The following is an 18942-nucleotide window of genomic DNA, read 5'->3' on the forward strand; positions in this document are numbered from 1 at the left end:
TAATGTTTCAGTCCGGTGAGACGCTGCCATCATAGTGAGGGCAATGTTAATTAACTGTGAATGTAATCACAGATTGAAAACGGTTACATGGCTGAATCGCTTGAATTAGTGACGGACTCCACATTTTGCCGCTGCGCCACCGAATGACGGCGTACCAGCGTTGGCATAAAGATGTGAGTTGCGGTGTCATCCAGCAGCCCTGCCGCGCCCTGTAACGCCAGCTCTGTGGCCAGTTTAGCCATAGAAACAATGGGATAGCGTACGGTTGTCAGTTGCGGATCGGTGTAACGCGAAATCGGGATGTCATCAAAGCCAATGACAGAAAAATGCTGTGGTACCTGAATACCGTTGTCTTTTAATGCCGTGAGCGCGCCCGCTGCCATGCCGTCGTTATAGGCAAACACCGCACTCAGATTGAGGTTGCGCCCCAGCAGTTCCACCATTGCCGCTTCTCCGCCCTGCATATCGGGCTCAGCGCTGGCGATCCAGCTCTCCTGCGGCCGGATGCCCTGCTCCGCCATCGCCTGCAGCCAGCCTTCGCGGCGCTGGGCGACATCCTCAATCGGATGACTGGAACAGAGGTAGCCAATGCGGCTATGCCCTTGTTGTAACAGCGTTCGTGACGCCATCAGCGCGCCGGTGACGTTATCCAGGCTGACGCTGCGGTGCTCAAAACCGGGCACGATGCGGTTAATCACCACCATGCCGGGTACATGTTGCATAAATTCAGCCAGCTCCTGGTCTGAAAGCGTTTTCGCATGGACCACCAGCGCACTGCAGCGTTGCCGAATCAGCACCTCAATCGCGTGGCGCTCTTTCTCTTCCTGATGCCAGGAGTTGCTGATTAATACATGCTTGTGTACGCGCTGTGCCACGGTATCGACCGCTTTGACCAGTGCGCCAAAGAAGGGATCGGAAACATCCATCACCACCACGCCGATGGTGTCGCTGACCTGAGTAGCCAGCGCCTGCGCGTTGGCGTTAGGGCGATATCCCAGCGCGTCAACCGCCTGTAACACGGCGTCACGGGTATCAGACGTGACAGCGCTACTATTGTTGAGTACGCGCGAGACGGTCGCTACCGACACGCCAGCCTGACGGGCAACATCACGAATCGTTATCATGCAGCAGTTCCACAGAGGAAGAATAAGGCATCACGCCGGGTTGAACACCGGCGCTATTTTGTCAGGGGCGGGAGGCAGGCAGCGTGAATTGCGTCACATCAATGAAAACGGTTACATACAATTCTGCAACCTTTGTGATGGCGGTCATTATCTGGCGTTGTCAGTGACGGCAGGTTTACCGGCGGCCAGCAGCGTCAGACGCCGCCATAGCCACTCCAGCGGCCCCTGCGCAAAGTAATGTAACCAGATGAGTGAAAACAGAAGATTGATCAGCCACACCGCGGGCACCATCATCACCAGTTGCAGACGGGTGAAATGCATGAACAGCCCGAAACGATAGAACAGTGTGGTGCAGATCAGGGTTTGCAGCAGGTAATTGGTTAGCGCCATCCGGCCAACGCACTGAATCGCATAGCTAATACGCCAGCGACTAATTCGTGACCAGTAGCCGAGGCAGAGTGCAGCATAGCCGAGGCTGATCAGCGGACTCGCTAAATCACGCGGGGTTTGCAGATAAAAGCCGGTCCAGCGAAATTCCCAATGTAACAGCCACTGCGCTGCCACGCCGGCCACCGCAATCGACAGCCCCATCGTCAGCAGCAGCGCAGCCGCCTGACGATAATGCTGTGGTGAAAATTCGCCGGTCAGCCAGCCACTGCGCAGCAGCGCCCCGCCAATCATCATCAGGCCCGCCAGCTGCCAGCCATACTGTGCCGCCAGCGCCATTAAACCCGAGGCGAGGTGATCGAGCCGGTTTTGCACCGCATCCCAGCCGCCGGTCAGTTTCCAGTATTGCTCATATTGCAGATCGGCCGCGCCCGGCAGCCATGAACGGGTCGCCTGATGGTCGGAAATCGACCCGAACACCAGCAATACGCCACAGCCCAGCAGATAGAGCAGAATGCCGGTGTTCATCAGGCTGCGGGTCGAGGGAACATCGCGCAAAACCCGCCATATCACCAGACCGATAATGCCGTAATCCAGCAGAATATCGCCTTCCCACAGAAACACGCCGTGCAGAAAACCGAATAAGACCAGCAGCGTCAGGCGAGCGGTCAGCCAGCGGCTGCCGCGCGGCAGCTGCATTTGCAGACCCGCGCCAAATAGCAGCGCAAACAGGGTGAGGAACTTGAGCTGAGCCAGTGCGTCAGAGACCGCCCATGTCCAGGCGTCAGAGAGCGTGACGCTGCCCTGCCAGGCAGGATTGAGATAGGCGGCGGACGGCAGTCCGAAGCCGACAATATTAAGCAGCAGGATGCCGAGAATGGCACATCCACGTATGAAATCCAGCGCGTGATAGCGTTGCATGCGGCACCCTGCATTGACGACGCGGGCGCCAGAGTGCGCCCGCCGTTGACTCAACTATGGCGTACCGCGCGCAGAAATTCCTGGCGGGTGTTCTGACTGGACTTAAAAAGTCCGCCGAGTGAGGTGGTGGTTGTAGCGCTGGTGGCATCTTTCACGCCACGCGCTTTCACACAGTAGTGCACCGCATCAATCGACACCGCGACATTATTGGTACCCAGCAGCGTTTGCAGCGCCACCAGTACCTGCTGCGTCAGGCGCTCCTGCACCTGCGGGCGCTGCGCGAAGAACTGCACGATGCGGTTAATCTTCGACAGACCAATCACCGTATCTTTCGGGATATAGGCGACGGTCGCTTTGCCATCGATAATCACAAAGTGGTGTTCACAGGTGCTGGTCAGGGTGATATCACGCACGGTGACCATCTCATCAACCTTCATTTTGTTCTCAATGACGGTGATTTTAGGGAAGTTGGCGTAGTCGAGACCGGAGAACACCTCATCAACATACATTTTGGCAATGCGGTGCGGGGTTTCAATCAGGCTGTCATCTTCCAGATCGAGATTCAGCAGCTGCATAATTTCGGTCATGTGGCCTGCAATCAGGCTCTTACGCGTTTCGTCATCGAGATCGCGCGTCGGTGCACGTAACGGCGTTTCCAGGCCACGCGCTAACAGCGCTTCATGAACCAGGGCAGCTTCCTGACTTAAGGTGCTCATCGTACTCTTCTCCGGCTGGTGTTGCGCCCGCCGGTCAATGCCTGCGGGCCCTGTAACTGAGCGCGTATTGTGAAACTTTCTTTGCGGGGAATCCAGCAATCAATCAGATTGGTGATCAACGCGGGTCAGGCAGCGCGTCGCCAGACCAGCAGACCCGCCCATACCAGACTCGCGCCCGCCACCCACAACGCCGGTTCCAGCCGGTGCAGCAGCGCGGTTGACAGAAACGACAGCAGCGGGCCGACCAGTTGCCCGACCGCATAACCGGTGGTGAGTAATCCGGCCATGTATCGCAGATGCTGCGGTGCCAGTTCACGCGCATAGAGCAGTGACAGCTGCACGACGCTGAGGAAGCCGCCACCCACCAGCAGCGCCCCAATCAGCAAGCCGCTGAAGCCCGGCAACAGCGCTGCCGCCAGCACGCCCAGCGCCTGCGCCCACAGCACCAGCGCCAGCCGGGCATGGCTGCTGCCCCAGCGCCGGGTCATAATGCCGATCACAATGCCGACCATCGCCGCTCCGCCAAAGATTGGCCAGACGAACTGCGCGAACGCCCCGTCAGGAAAGCGTGCCGCCGCCATCTGCGACAAAAAAGTGGCAGGCAAAATGTAACCAAAGCCCGCCAGGCTGTAGCTCAGTACCAGCCGCTTCAGATCGCGGTTCAGCACCAGCGGTTCAGGTGCCTGATCCGGACGATGCAGTTCGCCCCGACGCGGCAGGTTACGGCTAATCAGCGCAATCAGCAGCAGCGCCAGCGCGCCGTAAGCGGCCCATGCCAGCGATGCAGATACCTGAAAGCTGTGCAGCACGACCGCCAGCAGACCGCTGACAAAGATACCGCAGCCCGGACCGGCAAACACCGCCGCCGATAACCCTGCCCTGCCATGCCGATGCAGCTGTTCATTGCTCCACGCGGCCACCAGCACCATCGCCCAGCCGCTGGCCCAGCCAATCAGGAAACGAATCGCCCCGTGCAGCCAGGGACCGCTAACGCAGGCCGAAAGCAGCGTCAGGATCACCGCGCCCCAGACACCAGCCAGCAACCGCAGCTCTACCCGACGGTGCGCGCGCATCGCATCAAAAGAGCCACACAGATAACCGAGATAGTTTAATGCCGCCACCAGGCTGGCACTGGTCAGCGTCAGCTGGTGCTCCTGAATCATCAGCGGTACCTGCGGCGTAAAGGCAAAGCGCCCAATCCCCATTGCCACAAATAAGGTTAAAAATGCGCTAAGCGCGACGCGTACCGCCATGGCTGAACTCCTGTTGTGCTGGTTTGGTGCTGACCTGAGATCTTTTCCGACTTGCTTACAGCATGCAGGATGTTTAAACTCACGGAAAGTGAATAATATTAACCAAGTTGTTTACGGGAAGAGAAGATATGGATTTAGTTCAGCTACGTATGTTCTGTTCCGTCGCCGAAAGCGGTTCGCTGGCGCGCGCGGCAGAACAGCTGCATCGCGTGCCCTCTAATCTGACCACACGGCTGCGCCAGCTGGAAGAAGAGTTAGGCGTTGATCTGTTTATTCGTGAGAAGCAGCGCATTCGCCTGTCGCCAATGGGCCATAATTTCCTGAATTATGCGCAGCGTATCCTGGCGCTGAGCGAAGAAGCGATGAGCATGACCCGCACCGGCGAACCGGCCGGTAATTTTGCCTTAGGATCGATGGAGAGTACCGCGGCGACCCGACTGCCAGGCCTGTTGGCCGCCTATCACCAGCGTTTTCCCAAAGTGGCGCTGTCGCTGATCACCGGCACCTCGGGCGAAATCATCGATCGGGTGCGTGAAGGCACCTTAGCCGCCGCGCTGGTCGATGGCCCGGTTTCTCATGACGATCTCAACGGCTGTATCGCCTTTCGCGAGGAGATGGTGCTGATCACCGGGCTGGATCACGCGCCGATCAGCAGCGCGCGTGACGTCCAGGGGGATACGCTGTTTGCCTTTCGCAATAGCTGCTCCTACCGGGTGAAGCTGGAAAGCTGGTATCGCGACAGCCAGACCGCGCCTGACAACGTGATGGAGATTCAGTCCTATCACGCCATGCTGGCCTGTGTGGCAGGCGGCGCGGGCGTGGCGATGATCCCGGCCTCGGTGCTGAAGCAGATGGCCGATCGTTCACGGGTTCAGGCGCACAGCCTGCCGCCAGGCTATCGTGATACGGCTACCTGGCTGATGTGGCGACGCGATGCGTTTACCCCGAATGTCGAAGCGCTGAAATACCTGATTATCGAACAATTTGACGATCGCCCGCTCAACGATGAGCTGATCCACCCATTACAGACGGCGGAATAAGCGTTCCGCGCTATGTTTAAGAGCCTGGCGGGCCAGGCTCTGAATCATCACGACCAACCAGACGCCACTGCGCGTCACAATCTGACTGGAAGAGGGATTGCATGAATATGATCAAAACCCGTGCCGCTGTTGCCTGGGCTGCTGGCGAACCGCTGAAAATTGAAGAAGTCGATTTAATGCCGCCGCAGAAAGGTGAAGTGCTGGTTCGCATCGTGGCGACCGGCGTTTGCCATACCGATGCCTATACCCTGTCCGGCACCGATCCTGAGGGCGTTTTCCCGGCGATCCTCGGCCATGAAGGCGGTGGCATCGTTGAAGCGGTCGGCGAAGGCGTCACCAGCGTCGAAGTCGGCGACCATGTGATCCCGCTCTACACCCCGGAGTGTGGTCAATGTAAATATTGCCTGTCCGGCAAAACCAACCTCTGCCAGGCGATTCGTACCACCCAGGGCAAAGGCCTGATGCCAGACGGTACCACCCGTTTCTTCAAAGACGGTAAGCCGATTTTCCACTATATGGGCACCTCGACCTTCTCTGAATATACGGTTATCCCGGAGATCTCGCTGGCGAAAATCAGCAAAGAAGCCCCGCTGGAAGAAGTCTGCCTGCTGGGCTGCGGCGTCACCACCGGCATGGGCGCGGTGATGAACACCGCCAAAGTGAAGGAAGGCGACACCGTGGCGATCTTCGGTCTCGGCGGTATTGGTTTGTCCGCGGTGATCGGTGCCAAAATGGCGAAAGCCGGTCGCATCATCGCCATCGACATCAACACCAGTAAGTTCGATCTGGCACGTAAGCTGGGTGCCACCGATCTGATTAACCCGAAAGATTACGATAAGCCGATTCAGGAAGTGATCGTTGAACTGACCGATGGCGGCGTCGATTACTCCTTTGAATGTATCGGTAACGTCAACGTGATGCGCTCGGCGCTGGAGTGTTGCCATAAGGGTTGGGGCGAGTCAGTGATTATCGGCGTAGCCGGTGCGGGCGAAGAGATCTCAACCCGTCCTTTCCAGCTGGTAACCGGTCGCGTCTGGCGCGGTTCGGCATTTGGCGGCGTGAAAGGCCGTTCCCAGCTGCCAGGCATCGTGCAGGATTATCTCGACGGCAAGTTTGCGCTGAATGATTTCATCACCCACACCATGCCGCTGGAAGAGATTAATGACGCCTTTGATTTGATGCACGAAGGGAAATCGATCCGCTCGGTGGTGCATTTTAACAAGTAATCAGGAGGCGTTATGGCATCCACTCTGGAGCTTCTGGAAGAACATCGCATTTTCGGCGGCTGGCAACAGCGCTGGCGTCATCAGTCGGCGGTGCTGAACTGCCCGATGACCTTCAGCATCTATCTGCCGACTCCGCACGATGATGCGCCGCCGCCGGTGGTCTGGTTTCTGGCCGGCCTGACCTGCAATGATGAAAACTTCACCACCAAAGCCGGGGCGCAGCGCGTCGCGGCGGAGCTGGGTCTGATGCTGATCATGCCGGATACCAGCCCGCGTGGTGAAGAGGTGGCGAATGATGAGGGTTACGATCTCGGCCAGGGCGCCGGTTTCTACCTCAATGCCACGCAGCAGCCGTGGGCCCGCCATTTCCGCATGTTCGATTATCTGAGCAGTGAGCTGCCAGCGCTGATTGCGGATAACTTCAAGGTCAGCGAACGTCAGTCGATCATGGGGCATTCAATGGGTGGACATGGCGCGCTGATGCTGGCGCTGCGTCTGGGCGGTCGCTTTGCCTCAGCCTCGGCGTTTGCGCCGATAGTGAATCCGATGGATGTGCCGTGGGGACAGAAAGCGTTTCAGGCCTATCTGGGCGACGATCGCGCAGCCTGGCGTGACTATGATAGCTGTCAGCTGATGACGCAGGTTTCACACCGCCTGCCGATGCTGATCGATCAGGGCGATAGCGATCAGTTCTTAGCCGATCAGCTACAGCCGGAGCGGTTAGAGTCGGTGGCCCGTGAGACGGGCTTCCCGCTGACCCTGCGTATTCAGCCGGGTTACGATCACAGCTACTTCTTCATCGCCAGTTTTGTTGAGGATCATCTGCGCTTCCACGCGCAGCATCTGCTGGCGCGTTAAGCCTCACCTCATCGTCTCCTGCCGGAGGCGATGAGGTATTTCTCTTCTTCGCGGTTAACCGCCCTGCTTCAGCATTACACCAGTGCGTCGTGTACCAGCCCGTCGATCATCACCTGCGGCATACCGCGGCTACAGTGCTCAATCCGGCCTTCCACGCCATACACCTGTGCCAGCGTGGCGGGTGTAATGACCCGATCCGGCTGACCTTCGGCGACCAGACTGCCCTGCTTCAGCATTAACGCATGCTGAGCGTGACGCAGCGCGATATTGATGTCATGCACCACCACCACCGTCACCATGTTGCGCTGAGCCGTTTCACGTCGCACCAGATCCATCACGTGAAACTGATAATTCAGGTCGAGCGCGCTGAGCGGTTCATCCAGCAGCAGCAGCGCCGGACGACGAATCAGTGACTGCGCCAGCCCGACCAGCTGCTTCTGCCCACCCGACAGCTGATCGAGATAGCGCATCGCCAGATGAGCAATGCCCAGCTGTTCCAGCAGGTGCATCACTTCCGCCTGGCTGTTAGCGCTGTGCAGGCCACCGGAGGCGCGCTGCGCCACGATAATCGACTCCAGCACGTGCAGATGCACGCCGGCCGGCAATGACTGAGGCAGATAAACCACATGCTTTGCCCGCTGTGCAAACGGCTGGGTCATCAGGTTTTCGCCATTGAGCCACAGTTCGCCACGGCCTTTATTCAGCCCGGCCAGTGCCCGCAGCAGCGTTGACTTGCCACAGCCGTTTGGCCCAAGCAGCACGGTGATTTCTCCGCGCGGCAGCGGCGCAACATTGAGGTTTTCAATCACCTTGTGCTTTGGATAACCGGCACTGAACCCGCGTAACGTCAGACCCTGTTGCATCAGACTGTCCCCCGATGACGCAAAATAATGCTCAGGAAGAACGGCACGCCAATCAGCGAGGTGACAATACCGACCGGAATGATCACGCCCGGGATCAGGTTCTTCGAGGCGACGGACGCCAGCGACAGCACCAGCGCCCCGACCAGCGCGCTGGCTGGCAGATAAAAGCGATGATCCTCACCGAACATCATGCGGGCGATGTGCGGTGCCACCAGGCCAATAAAGCCGATTGGGCCGACAAAGGCCACCGCCAGCGCAGAGAGAATACTGATGCGCAGCAACGTCGCCAGACGCAGACGGCGCACATCGATGCCAAAGCTCACCGCGCGGTCTTCGCCTAAGCGCAGCGCCGTCAGCTTCCAGCTGCTCAGCAGTGAAAACGGCAGCAGAATGGCCAGCGCCACGGTCAGTACGCCCAGCTTCTCCCACGAGGCGCGCGCCAGGCTGCCCATGGTCCAGAACACCAGTCCCTGCAACGTATCTTCGCTGGCGATAAACTGCATCATCGAGACCAGCGCATTGAAGGTGAACACCAGCGCGATGCCGAACAGCACCACGCCTGCCGACGAAACCTGAGTCCAGCGGGTCACTGCATCCAGCATCAGGGCAGCAAACAGCGCAAACACGAAGGCATTCGCAGAGATCAGCCACTGATCGGGGACGCCGGGAATGCCGATGCCGAGAATGATCGCCAGCGCTGCCCCAAACGCCGCCGCAGACGAGACGCCAAGGGTAAACGGACTGGCGAGCGGGTTATTCAGGATGGTCTGCATCTCTGCGCCTGCCAGCCCCAGCGACAGCCCGACCACAATCGCCATCAGCGCATAGGGCAGACGAATGTCCCAGACAATAACGCGAGTACCGGCATCGACGCTCTCCGGGCTAAGCAGCGTGTTCCACAGCGTTTGCAGTGAGAGACCGGCCGGGCCCAGGGTGAAGTCGAGGATCAGCGAGGCGAGTATCGCCAGCAGCAGTATGCCAATCCAGAACAGGCGGCGGCGCAGCACCTGATGGTAGTTTTGCATGGTGTGCTGAAGCGTCTCATCCCCCGCCAGCAGCGAAGTTTCGGTAGTCATGTTTTAACCCTGTGTGGCTATGCCGTCAGAAAACGCAGCCACAATAGTGCAGGTGATAATAATTATCAATTCGTGAGCATAAACGAGAGGGGAAAAAACAGTAAAAAACGGTGTGACAGGTGGGAGACTGGCTCAGGGAGCATACGCCTTTCGCAAAGCATCGCGCCGCCCAGATAAAAACGCTTTGCGTTTTTTGAACAACGCAATTTGAACAACGCAATTTGAACAACGCAAAGCGTTGGCCCGGCTAAGACGCGCTTCAGGGATGAGGTGCATAATCGCCCGCGCTGAACCTTGCCTTAGAGGGCGTATTTGCGCAGGACGTAGCGCGCTAAGCCAGCGCCTTAGGCACGCCTCAAAGCGCGCTGTCAGGCACCGGACTCAATAGCATTAGCGCCCTGAGCCCGTGCCATCCGCTAAGTTAATCTTTGTGAACCGGAAATTCCATTTCGCTGTACTTCACAAAGCGACTGCCGCGCGTCAGCTTGTAGCCAAACCAGATAATCAGGAACAGCGGAATACCGATGTAGGTCGCCGCCACGCCGTACCAGTCGATGCGGTCATTGAGGAACGCCTGGTAGTTCTGACCGAGGGTGATAATCAGGCAGAGCACAAAGGCGAAGATTGGGCCCAGCGGGAAGAAGCCGGAACGGTACGGCAGCGCATTCAGATCGTGTCCCTGCGCCACATAGCCGCGACGGAAACGGTAGTGGCTGATGGCGATACCCAGCCAGGCGATAAAGCCGGTCATACCCGAGGTGTTGAGCAGCCAGAGGTACACTTCCTGGTTGCCAAATTTCGAGGTCAGGAAGCAGAGTCCTGCCACCACGGTGGTGGCCCACAGCGCATTGCGCGGCACGCCGCCTTTTGACAGCCGGGCAAAAATGCGCGGCGCTTTGCCTTCGCTGGCCAGGTTGTAGAGCATACGGGTTGAGGCGTACATGCCAGAGTTACCGGCTGACAGCACCGCCGTCAGGATCACCGCATTCATCACCGCCGCCGCCGACAGCAGCCCGGCATTGCGGAACACCAGAGTGAACGGGCTGACGCTGATATCGTTGATATCATTGTGCAGCAGCTGCGGATCGGTATACGGCAGGATCAGGCTGATAATCAGGATCGCGAACACGTAGAACAGCAGGATACGCCAGAAAATCTGCCGCACCGCGCGCGGAATGTTTTTGGCCGGATCTTCAGATTCGCCCGCCGCGATACCGATCAGTTCGGTGCCCTGGAAGGAGAATCCGACAATCATCGCCACGCCAATCATCGCTGCAAAACCGCCGGCAAACGGTGCGTCACCCACCTGCCAGTTCTGCCAGCCTGCATGCTCCGCGCCGCGCATGATGCCGGTAATCATCAGCACACCCACCACGATAAAGATAACCACGGTCGCTACTTTAATCAGCGAGAACCAGTATTCTGCCTCGCCAAAGCCCTTCACCGAGATGTAGTTCATCAGGAACATCAGGCAGAGGAACAGCGCACTCCAGATCCAGCCAGGGGTATCGGGGAACCAGTAGTTCATCACCAGCTGCGAGGCCACCAGGTCAACCGCGATGGTCACCGCCCAGTTGTACCAGTAGTTCCAGCCGAGCGCGAAACCAAAGCCCTCTTCGACATATTTCGCGCCATAGGTGGAAAAGGAGCCCGATACCGGCATGAAGGCCGCCAGCTCACCGAGGCTGGTCATCAGGAAATAGACCATCAGCCCGATCAGGATATAGGAGAGCAGCGCGCCGCCAGGCCCCGCCTGGGCAATGGTCGCCCCGGAGGCGACAAACAGGCCGGTACCAATAGAACCGCCAATGGCGATCATCGTCAGATGACGTGCTTTTAACGCACGTCGTAACGCAGGTTGTTGTGTTGTATTTGAGTCATTATGCATGTGTAAACGCTACGCTGGGTAAAAATGAGGCGCGATTGTAGCAGCTAAGCCTGCGCTGTATAGCGAATGCCGCGCTGTTATAAGTTACGTTCATGATCGCGCCCGGATTATTAGTAATCACTCGCGACAATAGGATAAAAAACGGGTCAGTGCCTTCGAGATGTGCTTTTGTCGGTGATGAATGCGATAGAGCGTACGGGTCAGACGCGGCAGCGGCAGCGCCAGTTCAACCAGCGTACCGGTCTCCAGCAGATCGCTAATCACCCGACGTGACAGACAGCTGATGCCCATGCCGTGGCGCACCGCATGTTTGATCGCCTCGGAATTGCCCAGCTCCATACCCAGCTGAAAAGTCGGCAGATGCGACAGCAGCAGATAATCGACGATTTCACGGGTGCCGGAGCCGCGTTCACGCAGGATCCACGGCGCAGCGGCCAGCGTCTCCAGCGTCACCGGCTGTTGCAGGATCGCCGCATCCGGGGCGGCAAACACCACCAGCTCATCCTCCAGCCAGGGTTCGCTGACCAGTTCGGTCATGTGGCAGGGTCCTTCAATCAGGCCAACGTCAACGCGGAAATCGGACACCGCCGTGATCACATCCTGACTGTTGCCGACGCTCAGCTCCAGCGGCAGGCCGGGAAAATCACGCCGGTAAGCCGCCATCATGCCCGGCAGCAGATAGTTGCCGATGGTGCTGCTGGCAAAAATGCGAATCGCCCCGTTGTCCTCTTTAAACAGTTGCTCAATTTCGCTGGCCTGTTCCAGCAGGCCAACCGCACGCGGATAGAGCAGTCGCCCATGCTCATTCAGCACCAGCCGCTTACCGACCCGATCAAACAGCTGTACGCCGAGCTGGTTTTCCAGATCGGCCAGCGCCGCGCTGACGGCCGACTGTGACAATGCCAGCAGCTGTGACGCCTGAGTGGTTGAACCACTTTTCAGCACTTCCGTGAATACTTCTATCTGCCGCAGCGTAATGTGCATCGGCGCTCCTTAAATCACTTATTGCCTGATGAGATAGATCACCACCGCCAGCCAGATCAACGCGATCAGCACCAGCCAGCCGGCGATTTTTTTGCCGCGCGCACGCTGGGACTGCGCCCTTTCGCTGCTGCTGATACGCACCTCGCGTGGCAGCAGACGCAGCAGTATCATTGCGCCAGAGGGAATGATCACCGCATCATCCAGCAGACCCACAAACGGGATCACATCCGGAATGATATCGATCGGGCTGATGCCATAAGCGACCAGCCCCATCATCGCCAGCTTATTCCACCACGGGGTGCGCGGATCGCGAAAGGCAAACCACAGCACCACGATGTCCCTTTTGATCAGCCTCGCCCACCGGCGCAGACGCGAAAATAGCATAATAGCCGCCTTATCGATTATTCTGGTCAATTATAAATATATTATCAATTTCACTTTTAAGCCAGCCAGCGCCATGATCGGGTCTCAATCAGAAGGAGGAATCGACATGGCAGATCTGAGCATTCACAAAACGCACCCTCAGCTTCAGCTCTGGCTCCCTGGTTTGCTGCTGACCGCGCTGATTGCCGCTGCCGCCAGCTGGCTGGCCGGGCAACCGGCGATCGCCTCGTGGGGGCTGGGATCGCTGACGCTGGCGATTGTGCTGGGCATTATTATCGGCAACAGCATCTATACGCCGCTTTCCCCACACTGCGATGCCGGCGTGGCGCTGGCGAAACAGAAGCTGCTGCGGCTGGGGGTGATTCTGTTCGGCTTCCGCATCACGCTGCAGCAGATCGCTGACGTCGGCCTCAGCGGTATCCTGATTGATGCACTCACCCTGAGCAGCACCTTCTTTATTACCTGTCTGCTGGGGATACGCCTGCTGAAGCTGGATCGCGATACCGTCTGGCTGATTGGTGCCGGTAGCAGTATCTGTGGTGCGGCGGCGGTGCTGGCGACCGAACCGGTGGTTAAAGCGGCAGCGTCAAAAGTCGCAGTCGCTATCGCCACAGTGGTGCTGTTTGGTACCCTGGCCATTTTTATCTATCCGCTGCTGTGGCCACTGGCGCATACGCTCTTCCCTGCCCTTGATCAGGCGCAGTTTGGCGTGTTTACCGGCTCAACCATTCATGAAGTGGCGCAGGTAGTGGCTGCCGGACACAGCATCGGGCCGGATGCCGAGAACAGCGCAGTGATTGCCAAAATGCTGCGGGTGATGATGCTGGCGCCGTTCCTGCTTTGCCTCAGTGCGGTGCTGCGCCGCCAGACGCCACGCGCACAGGCTTCGGGTCCGGTGACCTTTCCGTGGTTTGCGCTGCTGTTTATTGCGGTTGCGCTGTTTAACTCGCTGCACCTGTTACCGGCTGAAGTTGTCGCAATGCTGAATCAGCTGGCCGGATTACTGCTGGCGATGGCGATGGCAGCGCTGGGATTAACCACCCGTTTCAGTGCATTACGTGAAGCAGGCGTGAAACCGCTGCTGCTGGGTGCGCTGGTGTTTATCTGGCTGATCGTCGGCGGCGGTGCCATCAATCTGCTGGTGCAACATTTCATGGGCTAACCGCATCAGGTATCATGCCGTCTCTTCAGTGCATAGCCCCTTCAGGAGAACGGCATGAAATATATCGGCGCACACGTCAGTGCGGCAGGTGGTGTGGATCAGGCAGTGATACGCGCCCATGAGATCGACGCAACCGCCTTCGCCTTGTTTACCAAAAATCAACGGCAGTGGAAAGCCGCCCCGCTTTCCACTGAGGTGATTGATGCCTTTCGCGCCGCCTGCGAGAAATATCACTTCAGTTCGCAGCAAATCCTGCCGCACGACAGCTTCCTGATTAACCTTGGTCATCCGGTGGCTGAGGCGCTGGAAAAATCCCGCGCTGCCTTTATTGATGAGCTGCAGCGTGCCGATCAGCTTGGCCTGACGCTGCTGAACTTCCATCCGGGCAGCCACCTGCATCAGATTGACGAGCAGGCCTGCCTGAAACGCATCGCCGAATCGATCAACATCGCCCTCGACCAGAGCCGTAACGTCACAGCCGTGATTGAAAACACCGCCGGTCAGGGCAGCAATCTGGGTTTCCGTTTTGAGCATCTGGCGGAAATTATTGACCAGGTTGAGGATAAGACACGCGTCGGGGTCTGCCTGGATACCTGCCACGCTTTTGCCGGTGGCTACGATCTGCGTACCGAAGCGGACTGTGTCGCCACCTTCGCTGAGTTTGAGCGCATCGTTGGCTTTAAGTATCTGCGCGGGATGCATCTCAACGATGCAAAAAGCACCTTCGGCAGCCGCGTTGACCGTCATCACAGCCTGGGTGAAGGCAATATCGGTAAAACCGTGTTCAGCTGGATGATGAAGGATGCGCGTTTTGACGGGATTCCGTTAATCCTTGAAACCATCAACCCGGATATCTGGAAAGATGAGATTGCCTGGCTGAAGTCCGAACAGCAGGGATAAAACAGGGAGCCAGTCGGCTTAATGCCGATCAGTTAAGGGATCGGTGATAACGCAGTCTGGTGCCGGGCAGGGGCTGGCGTTTTATCCCGGCGGCGCAATGCTTTACTCCAGGCGTATTCACCCATCGCTTTAACATTATTCACCGTCTGAAAAAGCAAACAGGGAGCCATCTGGCTCCCTGTTTTTTTACTTCAGCAGATTATGCCCCTGAGCAAATCAGGCTTTTGCCAGCTGCTCTTCCGGACGTTTCAGCACCGCATAGCTCAGGCCAGCAATCGCCGTGCCGACCACAATCGCTACCAGATAGCCGACCACCGGGGTGATCGCGCCTGGGATCAGCAGCACAAACAGCCCACCGTGTGGTGCCATCAGTTTGGCACCCACCGCCATCGAGATGGCACCGGTGGTCGCGCCGCCGACGATGCAGCAAGGCAGAACACGCATCGGGTCACGGGCCGCGAACGGAATCGCACCTTCAGAGATAAAGCAGAGACCCAGTACCAGCGCCGCTTTGCCCCCTTCCTGCTGACCTTTATTGAATTTACGACGGGCAACCAGCGTCGCCAGGCCCATCGCCAGCGGTGGCACCATACCGGCCGCCATGATCGCCGCCATCGGGGCATACGTCTGAGAACTCAGCAGACCGACACCAAAAGCGTAAGCCACTTTATTGACCGGACCGCCCATATCGGTACACATCATGCCGCCCAGAATCGCGCCCAGTAGCACCGCGTTGGCGGTACCCATGTTCGCCAGCCAGTGCGTCAGACCGTTCATGATGCCGGCAACCGGTTTACCGACCACATAAATCATCAGCAGGCCGGTAATCAGGCTGGCAAACAGCGGAATAATCAGTATCGGCTTCAGCGCTTCCATACTCTGTGGCAGTTTCACTTTGCCGCTGATCAGCTTCGCTGCGTAACCGGCGATGAAACCGGCGATGATCCCGCCGAGGAAGCCTGCGTTGATGCTGGTGGCGATCATCCCGCCAATCAGGCCTGGGGTCAGACCCGGACGGTCAGCAATGGAGAAGGCGATAAAGCCTGCCAGTACCGGCACCATCAGAGCGAAGGCGCTACCGCCACCGATCTGCATTAACGCGGCAGCCAGCGTGCCCTGCTCTTTAAAAGCGGTGATACCAAAGGCAAAGGAGAGCGCGATACTCAGACCGCCCGCTACCACCATCGGCAGCATGTAAGAAACGCCGGTCAGCAGGTGACGATAGGCGCCTGCGCCCTCTTTCTTCTCGTTCTGGTTGTCGCTGCTCTGCGCGCCAGTGGCTTTGTACGGCTTCGCCTCGGCTACTGCTTTATCCAGCTCCTGCGCGGTTTTCTTCAGCGCCAGTCCGGTTGAGGTGCGGTACATCGGCTTACCGGCAAATTTCGCCAGATCGACTTCGATATCAGCCGCCACGATCACCAGATCGGCCGCCGCCACTTCTTCCGGCGTAATGGTATTACCAGCACCAACTGAGCCGCGGGTTTCTACTTTGACCCACCAGCCGCGACGGGTCGCTTCAGCCTGAATCGCCTCTGCGGCCATAAAGGTGTGGGCTACGCCGGTCGGGCAGGCAGTGATCGCAACCACGCGTTTCTGCGCACCGGCCTGGGCCGCCGCAGGCGCACCAGCTGGCCCGGCAACGGCTGCCGCAGCCTGCCAGGGTTTCGCTTCGGCTCTGGCGCGAGTGAGGAAGGTTTCTGGCTCGCGGATCGCCAGCTGAACCTCACCCTGCCACAGCGGTTTACCGTTCAGTGCCGCGTCGTCCGGCACGTTTTTGCCCAGCACGATAACCTGTTCGGCCTCGGCAGGATTATCAGTCAGCGTCAGGCCCGCAGCGGTCAGACGTTGTTGCGCCATGTAAGCGGAAGCCAGTCCCAATGAAGGATCTTTTATCAGCAGCGTTTTCATTATCGCTCTCCTGCTGTCAGTTAACGGGTTGTAAGTCGACGCGCGCCATCATTGCGGCCAACTGGGTACGATCGGAAACGCCAACGTTGCTCTGACTGACGGCCATCGCCGCCACTGCCGTTGCAAGACGCAGCGTGTGTTCACTGGATTCACGCATTAACAGCCCGTAAATCAGGCCGCCCACCATTGAATCGCCCGCGCCGACGGTGCTGACGACTTCGCACACCGGTGGTTTGGCAATCCATTCGCCTGAGGCATTAACCCAAAGCGCGCCTTCTGCGCCCAGCGAGATCACCACATGGGCGATGCCCTGCTCGCGCAGCTCATGGGCAGCACCAATCACATCCTGCAGGTCCGGCAGTTTACGACCGGCCCAGATTTCCAGCTCACGGCGGTTAGGTTTAACCAGCCACGGCGCGGCTTTCAGCCCGGCGACCAGCGCATCACGGCTGCTGTCGAAGATAATGCACGGGCAATGAGTGCGCAGCTCGGTCATCCAGCGGGTAAAGGCGTCAGGATCGACCCCTTCCGGCAGGCTGCCGCTGACGCAGACCATATCGAACTGGCCCAGCCAGGTCAGAGAGTCGCTGGTAAAGCGGTCCCAGTCCTGTCCGGTGACCTGAAATCCTGAGAAGTTCAGATCGGTGACATCGCCAGTCTGCTCAGTCAGTTTGACGTTAATACGGGTGCGGCCTGGCACGACCTGAAAACGGTTAGCAATGCCCAGTTCGCTGAACAGCTGCTGAAAGCCATCCTGATTCTCTTTCCCCAGGAAACCGCCTACGGTGACGTCGATGCCGAGATCTTTCAGCACTTTGGCAACGTTGATGCCTTTACCTGCCGCGTGCAGTCCGGTGGTTTTTACCAGGTTAACTTCGCCACGTTCAATTTCAGGGGTATAGCCCACCAGATCATAGGCCGGGTTCAGCGTGATGGTTGCGACGCGTCTGCTCATGCTGCCCCCTCGCCCAGTCCGCTGGTGATCGCTTCTTCAATCGCGTTCAGCGCCTGTTGAGCGTCTTCGCCGCTGGCGGTAAAGCGCAGGCGATGGCCTTTCTTCACGCCGAGCGCGACCACTTTCATCAGGCTGCGGCCGTTGGCGGGTTTGCCACTGCCGTCAAGATTGGTAACGGTAATGTCGCTGTTGAACTGCTTGATGACGCTGACCAGCGCAGTACCCGGACGGGCATGTAAACCGTGCTCGTTGCGGATGGTAAATTCTGCCGTCAGGACCTCAGCCTGCTCGTCCACTTCACTGGTGAGCAGCGCATAGACACCGGCGGCATCGGCTTTCAGCAGACGGTCCGCTTTGCCCTGCTGTAACAGCGCGCTGAGGTAACCCAGCACTTCCAGCGGACGTTCATCCACCGCCGCCACGCTGATTAACAGCGCCGCAGATTCGCCCTGATGCTCAAACGGATGGGCGGCACGGCTGACGGCGACGCCGCTGCGTAGGTTGCCGAGGCTGCTGTCGCTCAGCCAGATCCCCTGACCGAGACTCAGCGGCGGGTTGGAAACCACATCGGCGACGTAGCTGGCATCGACCACGCCAGCCGACTGCAGCCGACCGGCATTCATCGCCTGTAAGGTGATCAGATCGCTGGCGGCGACGTTCAGGGTAATTAATGAGGTGTCGAAGCTAAATTCGGCGGCTTGTTTTTCGCCCATCAGCAACGCACGCAGATCTTCAGCAGAGGCGGTTTTAAGCTGTTCAGCGATGCTGTCATCGCTCAGAACATGGGTCAGCTGACGCAGCAGCGCCAGATGCTCATCCGATTTGGCGGCAATGCCAATAGCCACATAGGCGGTCTGATCGTCGCCCCAGCTGATGCCCTGCGGAAACTGGAACACCTGGACGCCGGTTTTCAGCACCAGATCGCGGGTATCGGTGGTGCCGTGCGGAATCGCGATGCCGTTGCCCAGAAAGGTTGAGGTTTGCCGCTCACGCGCCAGCATACCGTTGACGTAGCCCTCCGTCACATTACCGGCAGCGGTCAACGCTGCTGCAACCTGACGAATGGCCTCTTCTTTATTCTGGGCGCTGGCTCCGGTATGGATGGCCTGCAATTCGAGCTGGAACATAATTCTCCTCGCTTGCTGAGATTGAATCGTTTCAGCCAGTGGGGAAATTATTACGCCATCCTGCTGAAAACAGGTGGCGTGGTCACCGCTGAAACGTTTCAAGGATTGTGGTACAGCACCTGGCAGCAGGCAAGAAAATGCGCAAACGGCGTAGCAGATTTTTGATGTTA

Annotated in this window: 18 protein-coding genes; 6 read left to right on the plus strand and 12 right to left on the minus strand. The window is 58.3% G+C overall.

Annotated elements, in window-relative coordinates; genetic code table 11:
- Positions 1–83: 83 nt before the first annotated feature.
- From galS to ACX3P5_RS12175, 4 genes are all read right to left on the minus strand, one after another.
- Positions 84–1124 (minus strand): HTH-type transcriptional regulator GalS, encoded by a 1041-nt coding sequence (gene galS / locus ACX3P5_RS12160; RefSeq protein ID WP_233987594.1) that lies wholly within the window; start codon positions 1122–1124, stop codon positions 84–86.
- Positions 1125–1271: 147 nt separating this feature from the next.
- Positions 1272–2432 (minus strand): DUF418 domain-containing protein YeiB, encoded by a 1161-nt coding sequence (yeiB, locus tag ACX3P5_RS12165; protein ID WP_233987593.1) that lies wholly within the window; start codon positions 2430–2432, stop codon positions 1272–1274.
- A gap of 50 nt (positions 2433–2482) precedes the next feature.
- A complete protein-coding gene (gene folE, locus ACX3P5_RS12170) occupies positions 2483–3148 on the minus strand; it encodes a GTP cyclohydrolase I FolE (RefSeq protein WP_233987592.1) in 666 nt (221 codons plus the stop codon).
- Between the two features lie 125 nt (positions 3149–3273).
- Positions 3274–4401: a YbfB/YjiJ family MFS transporter gene (locus tag ACX3P5_RS12175; RefSeq protein WP_458968773.1), complete on the minus strand. Its 1128-nt coding sequence runs from the start codon at positions 4399–4401 to the stop codon at positions 3274–3276.
- A gap of 128 nt (positions 4402–4529) precedes the next feature.
- Between ACX3P5_RS12175 and ptrR the strand changes: the two genes are divergently transcribed.
- From ptrR to fghA, 3 genes are all read left to right on the plus strand, one after another.
- Positions 4530–5441, plus strand: a complete 912-nt coding sequence (gene ptrR / locus ACX3P5_RS12180; RefSeq protein WP_233987590.1) for a putrescine utilization regulator PtrR — start codon at positions 4530–4532, stop codon at positions 5439–5441.
- A gap of 101 nt (positions 5442–5542) precedes the next feature.
- A complete protein-coding gene (locus ACX3P5_RS12185; RefSeq protein WP_233987589.1) occupies positions 5543–6667 on the plus strand; it encodes an S-(hydroxymethyl)glutathione dehydrogenase/class III alcohol dehydrogenase in 1125 nt (374 codons plus the stop codon).
- A 12-nt stretch (positions 6668–6679) separates the two neighbouring features.
- Positions 6680–7525: an S-formylglutathione hydrolase gene (fghA, locus tag ACX3P5_RS12190; RefSeq protein WP_458968774.1), complete on the plus strand. Its 846-nt coding sequence runs from the start codon at positions 6680–6682 to the stop codon at positions 7523–7525.
- A gap of 74 nt (positions 7526–7599) precedes the next feature.
- Here the strand turns inward: fghA and ACX3P5_RS12195 are convergent, their stop codons facing one another.
- From ACX3P5_RS12195 to ACX3P5_RS12215, 5 genes are all read right to left on the minus strand, one after another.
- Entirely contained in the window at positions 7600–8388 is a 789-nt protein-coding gene (locus tag ACX3P5_RS12195; protein ID WP_336755623.1) for an ABC transporter ATP-binding protein, read from the minus strand.
- On the minus strand, positions 8388–9464 hold the full coding sequence (locus ACX3P5_RS12200) for a FecCD family ABC transporter permease (RefSeq protein ID WP_233987586.1): 1077 nt from the start codon (positions 9462–9464) through the stop codon (positions 8388–8390). The genes ACX3P5_RS12195 and ACX3P5_RS12200 overlap by 1 nt, the downstream gene beginning before the upstream one ends.
- Before the next feature lie 421 nt (positions 9465–9885).
- The gene (locus ACX3P5_RS12205; protein ID WP_233987585.1) at positions 9886–11352 is read right to left on the minus strand and encodes an amino acid permease; all 1467 of its coding nucleotides are present in this window, start codon (positions 11350–11352) and stop codon (positions 9886–9888) included.
- Between the two features lie 117 nt (positions 11353–11469).
- Positions 11470–12336: a DNA-binding transcriptional regulator YeiE gene (gene yieE / locus ACX3P5_RS12210; RefSeq protein ID WP_458968775.1), complete on the minus strand. Its 867-nt coding sequence runs from the start codon at positions 12334–12336 to the stop codon at positions 11470–11472.
- Positions 12337–12354: 18 nt separating this feature from the next.
- Positions 12355–12720: a YkvA family protein gene (locus ACX3P5_RS12215; protein ID WP_233987583.1), complete on the minus strand. Its 366-nt coding sequence runs from the start codon at positions 12718–12720 to the stop codon at positions 12355–12357.
- Between the two features lie 106 nt (positions 12721–12826).
- Between ACX3P5_RS12215 and ACX3P5_RS12220 the strand changes: the two genes are divergently transcribed.
- Both ACX3P5_RS12220 and nfo read left to right on the plus strand, forming a co-directional pair.
- Positions 12827–13882, plus strand: coding sequence for a YeiH family putative sulfate export transporter (locus tag ACX3P5_RS12220; RefSeq protein ID WP_458968776.1), 1056 nt, complete (start codon positions 12827–12829; stop codon positions 13880–13882).
- Between the two features lie 54 nt (positions 13883–13936).
- Positions 13937–14782 carry a deoxyribonuclease IV gene (gene nfo / locus ACX3P5_RS12225; RefSeq protein ID WP_233987581.1) on the plus strand — a complete coding sequence of 282 codons (846 nt, stop codon included), beginning with the start codon at positions 13937–13939 and terminating at the stop codon, positions 14780–14782.
- Positions 14783–14998: 216 nt separating this feature from the next.
- Here the strand turns inward: nfo and fruA are convergent, their stop codons facing one another.
- Genes fruA through fruB form a run of 3 tightly spaced genes read right to left on the minus strand, consistent with a single transcriptional unit; the run spans position 14999 to position 18772 of the window.
- Positions 14999–16690 carry a PTS fructose transporter subunit IIBC gene (gene fruA, locus ACX3P5_RS12230; RefSeq protein WP_458968777.1) on the minus strand — a complete coding sequence of 564 codons (1692 nt, stop codon included), beginning with the start codon at positions 16688–16690 and terminating at the stop codon, positions 14999–15001.
- Positions 16691–16706: 16 nt separating this feature from the next.
- Complete coding sequence (gene fruK, locus ACX3P5_RS12235; RefSeq protein WP_233987578.1) at positions 16707–17645, minus strand: 1-phosphofructokinase; 939 nt, start codon at positions 17643–17645, stop codon at positions 16707–16709.
- Positions 17642–18772: a fused PTS fructose transporter subunit IIA/HPr protein gene (fruB, locus tag ACX3P5_RS12240; protein ID WP_458968778.1), complete on the minus strand. Its 1131-nt coding sequence runs from the start codon at positions 18770–18772 to the stop codon at positions 17642–17644. Before fruB ends, fruK begins: the two co-directional genes overlap by 4 nt.
- Here fruB and ACX3P5_RS12245 point away from each other — a divergent pair.
- The gene (locus tag ACX3P5_RS12245) at positions 18743–18937 is read left to right on the plus strand and encodes a hypothetical protein (protein WP_233987576.1); all 195 of its coding nucleotides are present in this window, start codon (positions 18743–18745) and stop codon (positions 18935–18937) included. The genes fruB and ACX3P5_RS12245 overlap by 30 nt on opposite strands.
- The last annotated feature ends 5 nt before the right edge of the window (positions 18938–18942 follow it).

This window comes from Pantoea sp. S-LA4 (assembly GCF_054482835.1).

Bases quoted from the DNA above. Each gene is read 5' to 3' on its own strand.
- galS (WP_233987594.1), bottom strand. From the start codon at position 1,124: ATGATAACGATTCGTGATGTTGCCCGTCAGGCTGGCGTGTCGGTAGCG.
- ACX3P5_RS12185 (WP_233987589.1), top strand. From the start codon at position 5,543: ATGAATATGATCAAAACCCGTGCCGCTGTTGCCTGGGCTGCTGGCGAA.
- ACX3P5_RS12195 (WP_336755623.1), bottom strand. From the start codon at position 8,388: ATGCAACAGGGTCTGACGTTACGCGGGTTCAGTGCCGGTTATCCAAAG.
- ACX3P5_RS12215 (WP_233987583.1), bottom strand. From the start codon at position 12,720: ATGCTATTTTCGCGTCTGCGCCGGTGGGCGAGGCTGATCAAAAGGGAC.
- fruK (WP_233987578.1), bottom strand. From the start codon at position 17,645: ATGAGCAGACGCGTCGCAACCATCACGCTGAACCCGGCCTATGATCTG.
- ACX3P5_RS12200 (WP_233987586.1), bottom strand. From the start codon at position 9,464: ATGACTACCGAAACTTCGCTGCTGGCGGGGGATGAGACGCTTCAGCAC.
- ACX3P5_RS12245 (WP_233987576.1), top strand. From the start codon at position 18,743: ATGGATGGCCTGCAATTCGAGCTGGAACATAATTCTCCTCGCTTGCTG.
- ACX3P5_RS12175 (WP_458968773.1), bottom strand. From the start codon at position 4,401: ATGGCGGTACGCGTCGCGCTTAGCGCATTTTTAACCTTATTTGTGGCA.
- ACX3P5_RS12220 (WP_458968776.1), top strand. From the start codon at position 12,827: ATGGCAGATCTGAGCATTCACAAAACGCACCCTCAGCTTCAGCTCTGG.
- folE (WP_233987592.1), bottom strand. From the start codon at position 3,148: ATGAGCACCTTAAGTCAGGAAGCTGCCCTGGTTCATGAAGCGCTGTTA.
- nfo (WP_233987581.1), top strand. From the start codon at position 13,937: ATGAAATATATCGGCGCACACGTCAGTGCGGCAGGTGGTGTGGATCAG.
- ptrR (WP_233987590.1), top strand. From the start codon at position 4,530: ATGGATTTAGTTCAGCTACGTATGTTCTGTTCCGTCGCCGAAAGCGGT.
- fruB (WP_458968778.1), bottom strand. From the start codon at position 18,772: ATGTTCCAGCTCGAATTGCAGGCCATCCATACCGGAGCCAGCGCCCAG.
- fghA (WP_458968774.1), top strand. From the start codon at position 6,680: ATGGCATCCACTCTGGAGCTTCTGGAAGAACATCGCATTTTCGGCGGC.
- yieE (WP_458968775.1), bottom strand. From the start codon at position 12,336: ATGCACATTACGCTGCGGCAGATAGAAGTATTCACGGAAGTGCTGAAA.
- fruA (WP_458968777.1), bottom strand. From the start codon at position 16,690: ATGAAAACGCTGCTGATAAAAGATCCTTCATTGGGACTGGCTTCCGCT.
- ACX3P5_RS12205 (WP_233987585.1), bottom strand. From the start codon at position 11,352: ATGCATAATGACTCAAATACAACACAACAACCTGCGTTACGACGTGCG.
- yeiB (WP_233987593.1), bottom strand. From the start codon at position 2,432: ATGCAACGCTATCACGCGCTGGATTTCATACGTGGATGTGCCATTCTC.